Consider the following 12,673-nt stretch of genomic DNA (forward strand, 5'->3'; position numbering starts at 1 on the left):
ATGTTTAAAAAGCAAAAAGTCTGCCATTGCAGCGCAAAAGCAGACCATTTGTCGTGAAATTGCAATAATTAGACGCTAGCCAGTGCCTGCTCCAGATCAGCAATCAAATCATCAATATGTTCAATGCCAATCGACAGGCGCACCATATCTTCACTTACCCCCGCCGCTTTCAGCTCTTCATCATTTAATTGTCGATGCGTTGTTGTGGCCGGGTGGCAGGCCAGACTCTTGGCATCGCCAATATTGACTAAACGGGTAAACAGTTGCAGCGCATCAATAAAGCGGGTGCCGCCTTCACGGCCATCTTGCACACCAAAGGATAGAATCGCAGACGGTTTGCCTTTAACATATTTTTGCGCCAGCGCATGTTGTGGATGATCTTTTAAACCGGCGTAATTGACCCATTTCACTTTAGGGTGCTGCTGCAAATATTCCGCCACTTTTTGGGCATTTTCGGTATGACGTTCCATGCGCAGGCTTAAGGTTTCCAGTCCTTGTAGAATCAGGAAAACATTATGTGGGCTAATCGCTGCACCAGTATTGCGTAGCGGCACCACGCGGGCGCGGGCAATAAAGGCCGCTTCGCCCAAGGCTTCGACATAATTCACCCCGTGATAGCTTGGGTCAGGGGTATTTAGAGATTTAAAACGTTCAGGATATTTACCCCACGGGAATTTACCGCTATCGACAATAATTCCACCAATCGAAGTGCCATGGCCGCCAATATATTTGGTCAGTGAATGCACCACAATATCGGCACCAAAATCAAAGGATTTTTGCAGCACCGGTGTGGCCACCGTGTTATCCACCACCACCGGAATGCCATATTCATGCGCAATTTGGGAGATGGCTTCTAAATCAATAATATTGCCGAGCGGATTACCAATGGATTCCACAAAAACCAGTTTGGTTTTGTCATCAATTAGTTCGCGTAAGGCTTCCGGGTTCTGATAATCAAAGAAACGGACTTCGACGCCCTGTTTGGGCAACGTATGTGCGAACAGGTTGTAGGTACCGCCATACAGGGTTGAAACTGATGCAATATTATCGCCGGCTTCGGCCAGGGTCTGAATGGTATAGGTAATTGCAGCCATCCCCGAGGCCAGTGCCAGCGCACCAATCCCGCCTTCGAGCGCTGCCACGCGTTGTTCCAGCACTGCCGTGGTCGGGTTCATGATACGGGTATAAATATTGCCTTGTACTTTTAAATCGAACAGATCGGCACCGTGCTGGGTATTGTCAAAGGCATAAGAGGTGGTCTGGTAAATGGGTACTGCCACAGCTTTGGTGGTCGGTTCAGGGGTGTAGCCAGCATGAATGGCCAAAGTTTCAGCTTTATACATCATTTTTCGTTCATCTTGCGTGAGTTATATTTTGATCAAGTGTAGCAGGTCTATTTATGAAATAAAGAGGGAAATATCTGCAATAATTATCTTTAAATTTCATAAAGACGCCCTCATTTTAAAATTTCAACGGCGGATAAGGCTGCAATGTATGCCTGAATTTTTGGCACTTTAAAGAGTTGTAACAAAGCGTGGAAGATGAGGCCGATCCCTTATCTTTTTCTGGCTTTCAGGTATAATAGCCGATTATTTTTTCGCTCATTTGAGTAGGGGTGGCGGTTTTGCCCCCGAAATTGGTTTTTCTATTGAGGAGTCCTACGTGGCCCAATATATTTATACGATGAACCGAGTGTCGAAGATGGTTCCGCCGAAGCGCGAAATCTTAAAAGACATCTCTTTATCATTTTTCCCAGGCGCAAAAATTGGTGTGCTTGGTCTAAACGGTGCAGGTAAATCGACCTTGCTTCGTATTATGGCGGGCGTAGATAAAGATTTCTCTGGTGAAGCACGTGCACAGCCAGGGATTAAAATCGGCTACCTTGAGCAAGAACCACCGCTCGATCCAACCAAAGACGTTCGTGGTAACGTGGAAGATGGCGTACGTGAAGCGCTTGATGCATTGGCGCGTCTGGACGAAGTATTCGCTGAATATGCAGCTGAAGATGCAGACTTTGATGCGCTTGCAAAAGAGCAGGAAAAGCTGGAAGCCATTATTCAGACTTGGGATGCGCACAACCTGAATAACCAGCTGGAGCAAGCCGCAGCGGCATTAAACCTGCCAGCATGGGATGCAGATGTGACTAAGCTTTCAGGTGGTGAGCGCCGTCGTGTGGCACTGTGCCGTTTGCTATTGTCTAAACCAGACATGCTGCTGCTGGACGAACCGACGAACCATTTAGATGCTTCATCTGTAGCCTGGTTAGAACGTTTCTTAAAAGACTTCCCGGGCACCATCGTGGCGATTACGCACGACCGTTACTTCCTTGATAACGTTGCCGAGTGGATTCTGGAGCTTGACCGCGGACATGGTATTCCATATCAAGGCAACTATTCGTCTTGGTTAGAGCAAAAGAACGCGCGTTTAGAGCAAGAGCAGAAGCAGGAAGAATCTTTTGCGAAGGCATTGAAAAAAGAACTTGAATGGGTTCGTTCAAATGCTAAAGGTCAGCAAAAGAAAAACAAAGCGCGTATGGAGCGTTTTGAAGAGCTGAACTCACGCGAATTCCAGCAGCGTAACGAAACTTCTGAAATCTACATTCCACCTGGTCCACGTTTGGGTAACAAGGTCGTTGAGGTTGAAGGCATCAGCAAGTCATTTGGTGATCGTACCCTGTATAAAGATTTAACCTTCACTGTACCACCTGCAGCAATTGTCGGTATTGTAGGTGAGAACGGTGCAGGTAAAACCACACTGTTTCGTATGATGACTGGTGAAGAGCAGCCAGATACCGGTACGGTAACACTGGGTGAATCGGTTAAAGTCGCTTACGTGGGTCAGATTCGTGACACGCTAGATGACAACAAAACCGTGTGGGAAGAAGTGTCTGGCGGTTTAGACATCCTACGTATTGGTGAATACGAAATTGCGTCACGTGCTTATATTGGTCGCTTTAACTTTAAAGGCCAAGATCAGCAAAAACGTGTTGGTCAATTGTCAGGTGGTGAGCGTAACCGTTTACAACTGGCGAAAATCCTGCAAATGGGCGCCAACGTCATCCTGCTCGATGAACCGTCAAACGACCTAGACATCGAAACTTTACGTGCGCTTGAAGATGCAATTCTGGTCTTCCCGGGTACCGTGATGGTGATCTCGCATGACCGTTGGTTCCTGGACCGTATTGCAACGCACATCTTGTCATTCGAAGGTGAAACCCCTGAATTCTTCACTGGTAACTATGCGGAGTTCGAAGAATACCGTCGTAAACGTGATGGTGATGACCTGATTACCAAGCGTCAGAAATATCGCAAAATTGGTGGTTAATTCCTAATTTGGATATAAAGAAAACCAGCCTTCGGGCTGGTTTTTTGATGCAGTTTGAATAGAGATCTATAAAGAGATGGGTATTATCCTGGTCGCGCTATATAGATATAGAAGGAAGGCGTGTAGCGATCGCAGGAAGTGTGCAATACTTTTAGCACTTCATTGAAGGAGATGATTTTTTACCTTTTTATAATCATGGGCTGGCGTTGGGAGCTATCCTGATCAACGCCAGATGCAGCTTTGTTTGAATCAATGAGAAAAATCAGATTTCCCACTCATGGTTGCATTCGCGGCATTTCCATTTCTTCTGGTTTTGCATAAAAGCCTGCATTGAAATTTTAAAATCTGGCAAATCACGATAGAACATGAAGCCGGCAATTAAACAGATCACAAAGACAATTACGGTTGCTGTTTGCAGGGTCGTGCCCGCACCATCACCAAAAATCCACATTGCAATACTAATCAGCACCAGCAGCAATAAAATAAAAATGGCTGGAATCAGAAATACCAGGCTTTTTGGCACCACCGGACGTGGAGCTGCTTGGCCTGCTTGCGCAACAGGCATGATTTTCGGGCTTTGACACTTCGGGCAACGGTATTGCATTACAACTCCAAAATTCTAATCTGTGGTTTATTTTAATCGGAATACATCAGAAAGCAAAAAAGCACAGCAAAATAAAACAACAGGCAATAAAAAACCCAAGTCATAATGCTTGGGTTTTTTATCAGATCACTTTAAAAGTGAGCTTAAATATGGCGTCCCTACGGGGATTCGAACCCCGGTTACCGCCGTGAAAGGGCGATGTCCTAGGCCTCTAGACGATAGGGACTTATTGAGGCAACACAATTATGAAACCATGGTGGAGCCAAGCGGGATCGAACCGCTGACCTCTACAATGCCATTGTAGCGCTCTACCAACTGAGCTATGGCCCCAGTCTGTGTGAGCGCTATATTATGAAGATAATGCTCACACGTCAACAAAAAACTGCATTAACTTGCATCAACTGCATCATTTTTCGGCAATTTTAAGCTTTCATTGAGTTTTTCCCAAGCTTTTAGCTCTTTTTTGCTTGGTCCGCCCACAATTTCCAGCGCATGGCGCAGACGGGCAAAAGTTAAATCCGGACCAATAGTGACCATGGTCTGCATGACTGGGGTAGATGCAGTTGAACCGGCAATGGCAATAAAGAACGCTGGCATAAAGTCGCGCAGTTTAATTTCCATTTGTGCGGCCAGGTCCATTAAGGTCTGGCTCACGGTGTCATTGTTCCAGGTGAACAGACTTTCCAGACGCCAGATGGCAAACTGCAAGCTTTGACGAACCTGTTCTTCAGACAGTTTTTTATTTTCAAACTGTTCTTTTGAAAGTGTCGGGAAATGGTTGAAGTAGTGCGCAGACCAGTTCACGGCTTCAGATAATAAGTTGATACGTGGCTGAATCGCGGCAGCAATTTCTTCCAGTTTGGCACGATCAGCTTTCCAGGCTAACAAGGTATCCAGCAGTTCAGCCGGAGAAAGGGCTTTAATCCACTGACCGTTGAGCCAGTTCAGTTTTTCCACATCAAAGATTGGACCGCCCAAAGACACACGGTTGATGTCAAAGTGTTCAATCATTTCTGCCAGGGTGAATTTTTCACGCTCGTCTGGCATTGACCAGCCCATGCGGCCCAAATAGTTCAATAAGGCTTCTGGCAGTACGCCAATGTCTTTATAGTAGTTGATTGAAGTCGGGTTCTTGCGTTTTGACAGTTTGGATTTGTCCGGGTTACGCAGCAGCGGCATGTGGCACAGTACTGGCATATCCCAGCCAAAGTATTGATACAGCAACTGATGTTTTGGTGCTGATGGAATCCATTCTTCACCACGAATGACGTGGGTGATTTGCATTAAATGGTCATCGACCACGTTGGCTAAATGATAGGTTGGCAGGCCATCAGTTTTCAGCAGAATCTGCATGTCGACTTGCGCCCAAGGAATTTCCACTTCACCGCGCAGCATGTCGTTAAATTTGCAGATGCCTTCGGTTGGAATTTTCATGCGGATTACATGTGGTTCGCCTGCCGCCAGACGACGCTGAACTTCTTCGGCAGAAAGCTGTAAACCGCGACCGTCATAACGTGGAGATTCGCCACGTGCTTGCTGTTCAGCACGCATCTGGTCCAGTTCTTCTGCAGTCGCGAAGCAGTAGAAGGCATGACCTTTTTCAACCAGTTCCAGGGCATACTGTTTATAGATGTCCATACGCTCCGATTGACGGTATGGCGCATGTGGGCCACCCACATCTGGACCTTCTGACCAGTTCAGGCCTAACCAGCGCAAAGAATCGAGAATCATTTGTTCAGATTCAGGGGTCGAGCGCAGCTGGTCGGTATCTTCAATACGCAAAATAAACTCGCCGCCATGCTGTTTGGCAAAGCACAGGTTAAACAAGGCAATATATGCAGTGCCTACATGCGGAAAACCGGTAGGAGAAGGAGCAATACGGGTACGAACAGTCATAATCAGTAATGAGTCAGAATGTAAATTGGAATCTATTATAACGAAAAAGCCTGATCACTTAATGCTTTATTCTGCATTCGATGATCAGGCTGCAACAGCACGCGGCTTGAGGGGGGGAGTCAGCCACGCGCAGGTTCAGTTCAATCCGGTCAATTAAGACTGGTTTGAGCTGAAGAAGGATTGTACAAAACGGCTAAAACGCTGGTTTTGTGAAGCAAAGAAATTCTGGGTTGGCGCTGCTTTAATTGACGTCATCATTTTCAGGTCATTATCGGCTTGCAGCTTGTCTGTTTTGGTGGTGCCTAACTGTTCTTTTTGCTGCAACAGGGCTTTTTCAATGAGGGAGGGTTTGGCCGGCACCATTTTCACCGCAGTATGGGTATTTTTAACCACTGCCGTATGGCTGGTTTGCGCCATCAGGCCCAATCCTAAACTTAAACACAGTACATAGACTGACTGTTTCATCCTGATACTCCCCCAAACTGGTTTTGGATTTAATTTTTTTACGTTGTGGCTACTATATAACCACAGATAAAATGTAAAAAGTAAGAACTGCATCACACTTTTTACAAAAATATAAAAAATGTCAGGCTGCTGGTTACTTCTATTCACATTTCGCTGTTGAGTATATGTTTTAGCAAATAACTGTGAAGAGAAAGTGAAGATCAGCAACAAAACTTATCTTATATCATATTTTTTTATATATAATTATGCAAGTTTCGCATTTTATTGATATGTAACTGGGTATTTAGGTGAATGGATCAAGCGCGGGCTATCTCATCTTAATCTTGCTTTAAATCAGGACATCTCGTTAAGCGTTTGAAAGCCGGGTTTATTCATATTTTTGAATATCTATTCCATAAAAAGCTATAACCTGATTTTGGCCCATCGGTTATGCTGCTTTTTAAAAGAAAAACAAATGATTAAAAGAAAAAATTGCCCATCTTAAAACGAAAGTAAAAATTTTTCTGAATTGCGATTTATGATTTTATTTCATATAGTTAGCATTAATGTAGATAACCTATCTGTGCTGTCATGAAATCTCAAATTAAAGCTTTATTTTCAGCGGCTTTGCTGGCAACCGGCCTTGCGGCAACGGTCAATTCTGCCCAGGCAGCGGATCGTCAATTTCTGAACGTGTCTTATGATGCGACACGCGAATTCTATGATGAATTTAATGCCTCATTTGGTGATTACTGGAAAAAACGCACCGGTTTAAGCGTGAATTTCAAGCAGTCCCATGGCGGTTCAGGCAAACAGGCGCGTTCAGTGGTCGATGGCCTGAAAGGTGATGTGGTGACTCTGGCACTGGCCAACGATATTGAAGAAATCGTCAGATCGGGCCAGATCCAGCCGGGCTGGCAAAAAGAGTTCCCGCATAACTCGGCACCATATACCTCAACCATCGTATTTATGGTGCGTAAGGGCAATCCAAAGCACATCAAAGACTGGACCGATTTAACCAAACCGGGTGTACAGATTATTACCCCAAACCCGAAAACCGGTGGTCTGCCACGTTGGGTATACCTGTCTGCATGGGGCTATGCATTGAACCAGCCGGGCGGCAATGAAGCCAAAGCCAAAGATTTTGTCAGCAAGATGTATCACAACGTTAAAGTGATGGACTCTGCAGCACGTGCCTCAATGACCACTTTCGCAGAACGCGGCATTGGCGATGTACTGCTGACCTGGGAAAACGAAGCGCTGGTGACCCTGAAAACCTTGGGTAAAGACAAGTTCGATATTGTTTATCCATCGATGTCGATTTTAACCGAGCCTTCAGTGGCAATTGTTGACCGTACCGTAGAGCGTAATGGCAACAAGTGGCTGGCAACCGGTTATATCAACTATTTATATTCACCGCTGGGACAGGAAATGGCAGCCAAACATTTCTATCGTCCACGCAATGAAAAGGTACTGGCCAAGTATGCGCATCAGTTCCCGAAACTGAAAACCTTCACCATTGATGAAGTATTTGGTGGCTGGGCCAAAGCACAGCAAACCCACTTTGCGAACGGCGCCATCTTCGACCAGATTTATAGCAGCAAGCGTTAATCATCTGCGGACTGGTTAAAAAATAAATTCAAACAGCCTCCTTGTGAGGCTTTTTGAATATTTGGCAAAATCACAAAACGGTTTTCTCTATGAAAAGTAATATTTCTGTACAAAAAGTCGTTTGGAGCTTTGTCAAAACAAGGTAATAATGTGCAGTTAAATTTTGGCTGTATTGATTGAATCCCTATGTCGCATATTTCTGTATTACTCCACGAAACTGTTGATGCCTTGCTGGCAGAACGCAATACAGGAATTTATGTCGATGGCACCTTTGGCCGCGGCGGGCATACCCGTTTATTGCTGTCCAAATTAGATGAACATGCGCGTGTATATGCCTTTGATAAAGACCCACAGGCCTTAGCGGTTGCAGCAGAACTGGAACAGCAAGATCCGCGGTTTAAAATTATTCATGCCAGCTTTGCCGATTTAAAGCAGGAACTGGCCGCACGTGGTATTGAACAGGTTGATGGGGTGATGGCCGACCTGGGCGTATCGTCTCCGCAGCTGGATCAGGCTGAACGCGGTTTTAGCTTTATGCAGGATGGCCCGCTGGATATGCGTATGGACAACTCGCAAGGTGAAACCGCGGCAGAGTGGCTGCTGCAGATTGAAGAAGAAGCACTGGCCAATATTATTTTTAAATATGGCGAAGAACGTTATAGCCGCCGTATAGCTAAAGCCATTAAAAACGCCGGTTTGATTGAAACCACCGGCCAGCTGGCCGAAATTGTAAAAACTGCCCATCCAAAATGGGAAAAGCATAAACATCCGGCAACGCGAACATTTCAGGCCATTCGTATTGCTATTAATAAAGAATTAGAAGATATTGATATTTTCTTGCCTCAGGCCGTGGAAGTGCTGAAGCCTGAAGGCCGTCTGGCGGTCATTAGCTTCCACTCTTTAGAGGACCGTTTGATTAAACAGTTTATTCAAAAAGAATCAAGCTTGGCAGAAGATACCGGTTGGGGGCTGCCGCAAGTACAACAAGATACCCGCCGTTTAAAAAAGATTGCTCGTATCCGTGCGAGTGAAGAGGAAGTCAAAGCCAATCCGCGTTCACGCAGTGCGTGGCTGCGTGTGGCTGAAAAGTTAGCTTGAACAGGCGAAGAATGAAAACCAAAGCAGTTGAAAACAATACAGAACAGTCACGACTGAAAAAAATGGTCGTCTATTTGATTTTGTTGGCCCTGGTGTTTATCAGTGCGCTCATGGTGGTCTTTCAGGTGTTTGAATATCGACATGATTATCGTCAGCTCAGTTCTTTTATGCGTGAGCGCGATGATCTCAATGCCGAGTGGGGCCGTCTGCTGATTGAACAGCAGACCTTTGGTGCCACCGCCCAGATCGGGACACGTGCCGTAACCCAGTTACGCATGTATTCACCACCCACCGCACAAACTGTGGTGATTTCATTGCCGACGACTTCAGAACAGAAACAATAGGGCTGGCTGTACATGGTAAATTCGCGTAAGAAGCAAACAGGTAAAAAACAGCAGTCTGTTACCCAAAAAAGCAGTTTAAATGTCGATATGTGGCGCTTCTACCTGATGTGGGGAACGGTGCTGCTGGTCTTTGTGGCGTTGGTCTGCCGGGCCTTTTATGTACAGATTATCAATCATGATTTTCTGCAGAATAAAGCCAATGCCAACATTTTAAGAACTGAAAAACTCAAAGCCATGCGCGGTGTGATTTACGACCGGCATGGCGTGCCTTTGGCGATCAGTACCCCCATCATGAAAGTGGTGATTGATCCGCGTGACTATTTTGAGGCCAAAGAGCTGTATGACGACACCATGGCCGAGCTGGCCAAAGACCCAAATAACCGCAAACTCAAGCGTCAACTGCCGAATAAAAACCTGAATCTGGATGAACTGGCCGATGCGGTGGGCATGGACCGTCAGGAACTGCATCAGAAAATGCATGAGCGTCCACGTTCACGTTATCTGGTGCTGCAAAAAGAAGTGCCACCACAGCAGGCGGAACTGATCCTGAAGCGCAACTTCCAGGGTGTCTATACCGAGAAAAACTATAAGCGTTATTATCCGCAGCCACAGCCGAATGCCCAGATTATTGGCCTGACCAATAGTGAAGGCTCCGGGATTGAAGGTCTGGAAATGCAGCTGAACAGCCGTCTGGCTGGGGTCGATGGCGAACAGCAAATTATCCGTGATAAACGTGGTAACCGAGTTAAAGATCCGGAAGTGATTAAAGAAGTCGAGCACGGTGAAAATATCACTTTAAGTATCGACTCGCGCCTGCAATACATCATGTATCGTGAACTGACCGCTGCCGGCGTGGCCAATAATGCCCGTTCTGCCACAGCCATTGCAGTCGATGTGAAAACCGGTGAAATTCTAGCCATGACCAGCTGGCCATCGTATAACCCGAATGACAAAAAGGGCCTGGAGAACAAAGATGCCATGCGTAACCGCGGGGCAGTCGATTCCTTTGAGCCGGGCTCGACCATGAAGCCATTTACCGTGGCCATGGCGCTGGAAAGTGGTAAATATTCGGCCAATACTGTGGTCAATTTAGGGGGGGGCTCGATGCGTGTCGGTAACCATACCATCCGTGATACCCACAATTATGGCAATTTGACCCTGGCTGGCATTATCCAGAAATCGTCTAACGTCGGCGTGGCGAAAATTGCCCTGTCTTTGCCCTATCCAACCTTGCCCACCTTCTATAAACGCTTGGGCTTTGGCCAGCGTTCGGCTGTAAAATTCCCGGGTGAAAGTGCCGGCCTGATTTTACCGCCAAGCAAGTGGAATGTCTCTGAAGTGGCAACCATGTCCTATGGTTATGGTCTGAATGCGACCGTGCTGCAACTGGTCGATGCCTATGCCATGATTGCCAATCAGGGCAAAAAACTGCCGCTGAGTCTGTATAAGTTGGAAGGCGAAGTGCAGGGCGAGCAGATTCTTGACCCGAAAATTGCCGAGCAGGTTCTGCTGATGATGGAAGCGGTGACTTTACCGGGCGGTACGGCGCGTCAGGCCAATATTCCGGGTTATCGTGTTGCCGGTAAAACCGGTACCGCACATAAATTGCGTGCTGACCGCAAAGGCTATTCGCAAAATGAATACCGCGCCCTGTTTGCCGGAATTGCACCGGTCAGTGACCCGCGTCTGGCCATGTTTGTGGTGGTAGAAAACCCGACCGGTCAATACTATGGCGGTCTGGTTGCTGCGCCAGTGTTTGCACGGGTGATGCAGGAATCCTTACGTTTAATGAATGTACCTTTAGATAAACCTTTAGATACAGCACAAATCCAGTAAATAGGTGATGAATGTCCATTACATTTCAAGATCTTTACACCGTTGAGCATGTTGCTGGATGGAGGTCACAACCCTTTGCAGGCTTCAGCTTAGACAGCCGCAAAGTTACAGCAGGGCAAATTTTTATTGCCCTGACCAGTTTTTCGCAGCCTGAAAAAACCGTCCAGTTTGCCGAAGCAGCGTTGGCACGTGGCGCGTTGGCTATTATTGCAGAAACCGATTTGGGTCTGCCGAATCAGCTGATCGTACCGGAGGTACGTCACTTAATGGGGCAGTGGCAAAAACAGTATCTGCATGCCACGCAGCCGCTGCAGGCTGCACGTATTCTGGCGGTTACCGGTACCAATGGCAAAACCACCATCGCCCGTCTGATGGCAGAACTGCTGATGTTACAGCGCAAACCGTGTGCGGTGATGGGCACCACCGGCAATGGCATTTTGCCGAATCTGGAAGCCTCTTCGCATACCACGCTAGATGCCTTACAGCTCCAGCAGGCCCTGCACAGCTATGCCCAGCAAGGCGCTGAATTTGCGGCAATTGAAGCCAGTTCACACGGACTGGAACAGGGTCGTTTAAATGGCTGTAGCATTGAAATTGCCGTGTACAGCAACTTAAGCCGTGACCATCTGGATTATCATGGTACGCTGGAGGCCTATGCCGAAGCCAAAGCCGCGCTGTTCCGTTTTGCCAGCTTAAAAGTGGCGGTCATTAACCTGGATGATGCCTTTGCTGAAGTTATGCTGACCGCCGCGCGTCAGAATCCGGCACAACCAAAAATCCTGACTTATTCCACCACGCAAGCGGCGGATTATCAGGTGCAGAATATCGAATACAGTCTGGCTGGTGCGCAGTTTGAACTGATCAGCGCCCAGCAGCGTTATCATGTACACAGTCCGTTACTGGGCCATTTTAATGTGGAAAATCTGGTGGCCAGTCTGATTGCCGTTGAGCAGGCCGGATTTGACTTGTCGGATTTAATTGCCAGCGCGCCACAGCTGCAAGGTGCACCGGGACGGATGCAGGTGATTCGTGATGGCGAACGTCTGTTTGTGGTCGATTATGCGCATACACCAGATGCCTTGAAACAGGTGTTAATTACCCTGAAACGGCATGTATCGCAGCAGCTCTGGGCTGTCTTTGGCTGTGGCGGCGATCGTGACCGCGGCAAACGTCCGTTAATGACCCAAGCCGCGCTAGAGCAGGCCGATATCGCCTTGCTCACTTCGGACAATCCACGGACTGAATCACCTGACCAGATTTTTGCTGACATGCAGCAGGGCATTGATTTTAGCGGCCACAGCTATCATGAAATCCGTGATCGTCGTGAAGCGATCAAGTTTGCGGTGAAGCAGGCCCAGCCGGGCGATATCGTGGTGATTGCCGGTAAAGGTCACGAAAATTATCAGGAAATTGATGGGGTGCGACACTGGTTCGATGATGTCGTTGAAGTTCAGGCTGCAATTGATGCCCAGCATCATGCTACCAGCTCTGCCTATCCCGCCTAATCAGGAATTTT

At 47.1% G+C, this 12,673-nt stretch carries 9 protein-coding genes, 2 tRNA genes and 1 pseudogene; 6 read left to right on the forward strand and 6 right to left on the reverse strand.

Going from position 1 to position 12,673, the window contains the following annotated elements:
• Window positions 1–68: 68 nt before the first annotated feature.
• Window positions 69–1,346 (reverse strand): O-acetylhomoserine aminocarboxypropyltransferase/cysteine synthase family protein, encoded by a 1,278-nt coding sequence (locus FTT64_RS03450; protein ID WP_180088817.1) that lies wholly within the window; start codon window positions 1,344–1,346, stop codon window positions 69–71.
• A 316-nt stretch (window positions 1,347–1,662) separates the two neighbouring features.
• Here FTT64_RS03450 and ettA point away from each other — a divergent pair, with 316 nt between their 5' ends.
• Window positions 1,663–3,324 (forward strand): energy-dependent translational throttle protein EttA, encoded by a 1,662-nt coding sequence (gene ettA, locus FTT64_RS03455; protein ID WP_005180550.1) that lies wholly within the window; start codon window positions 1,663–1,665, stop codon window positions 3,322–3,324.
• 262 nt (window positions 3,325–3,586) lie between these two features.
• Here ettA and FTT64_RS03460 read toward each other — a convergent pair whose 3' ends face one another.
• The 5 genes from FTT64_RS03460 to FTT64_RS03480 form a co-directional block, all read right to left on the reverse strand.
• Complete coding sequence (locus FTT64_RS03460; RefSeq protein ID WP_005180548.1) at window positions 3,587–3,928, reverse strand: hypothetical protein; 342 nt, start codon at window positions 3,926–3,928, stop codon at window positions 3,587–3,589.
• 150 nt (window positions 3,929–4,078) lie between these two features.
• Window positions 4,079–4,154, reverse strand: a tRNA-Glu gene (locus FTT64_RS03465).
• Between the two features lie 28 nt (window positions 4,155–4,182).
• Window positions 4,183–4,258: transfer RNA gene (locus FTT64_RS03470), tRNA-Ala, on the reverse strand.
• 57 nt (window positions 4,259–4,315) lie between these two features.
• The gene (gene gltX, locus FTT64_RS03475) at window positions 4,316–5,824 is read right to left on the reverse strand and encodes a glutamate--tRNA ligase (protein WP_016658437.1); all 1,509 of its coding nucleotides are present in this window, start codon (window positions 5,822–5,824) and stop codon (window positions 4,316–4,318) included.
• Between the two features lie 153 nt (window positions 5,825–5,977).
• Entirely contained in the window at window positions 5,978–6,289 is a 312-nt protein-coding gene (locus FTT64_RS03480) for a hypothetical protein (RefSeq protein WP_104472435.1), read from the reverse strand.
• Window positions 6,290–6,859: 570 nt separating this feature from the next.
• On the opposite strand from FTT64_RS03480, the gene FTT64_RS03485 reads away from it, so the two are divergent.
• The 5 genes and pseudogenes from FTT64_RS03485 to FTT64_RS03505 all read left to right on the forward strand — a co-directional run bounded on the left by FTT64_RS03485 (window position 6,860) and on the right by FTT64_RS03505 (window position 12,662).
• Window positions 6,860–7,879, forward strand: a complete 1,020-nt coding sequence (locus FTT64_RS03485) for a sulfate ABC transporter substrate-binding protein (RefSeq protein ID WP_180047077.1) — start codon at window positions 6,860–6,862, stop codon at window positions 7,877–7,879.
• Between the two features lie 186 nt (window positions 7,880–8,065).
• Window positions 8,066–8,977: a 16S rRNA (cytosine(1402)-N(4))-methyltransferase RsmH gene (gene rsmH, locus FTT64_RS03490; protein WP_005180541.1), complete on the forward strand. Its 912-nt coding sequence runs from the start codon at window positions 8,066–8,068 to the stop codon at window positions 8,975–8,977.
• Window positions 8,978–8,988: 11 nt separating this feature from the next.
• The gene (gene ftsL, locus FTT64_RS03495) at window positions 8,989–9,321 is read left to right on the forward strand and encodes a cell division protein FtsL (RefSeq protein WP_005180539.1); all 333 of its coding nucleotides are present in this window, start codon (window positions 8,989–8,991) and stop codon (window positions 9,319–9,321) included.
• A gap of 12 nt (window positions 9,322–9,333) precedes the next feature.
• Window positions 9,334–11,165, forward strand: a pseudogene (gene ftsI / locus FTT64_RS03500) (penicillin-binding protein PBP3).
• A 3-nt stretch (window positions 11,166–11,168) separates the two neighbouring features.
• Window positions 11,169–12,662, forward strand: a complete 1,494-nt coding sequence (locus FTT64_RS03505; protein ID WP_180182077.1) for a UDP-N-acetylmuramoyl-L-alanyl-D-glutamate--2,6-diaminopimelate ligase — start codon at window positions 11,169–11,171, stop codon at window positions 12,660–12,662.
• The last annotated feature ends 11 nt before the right edge of the window (window positions 12,663–12,673 follow it).

The sequence above is a fragment of the Acinetobacter sp. Q186-3 genome (assembly GCF_013420655.1).
GTDB lineage: Bacteria > Pseudomonadota > Gammaproteobacteria > Pseudomonadales > Moraxellaceae > Acinetobacter > Acinetobacter indicus.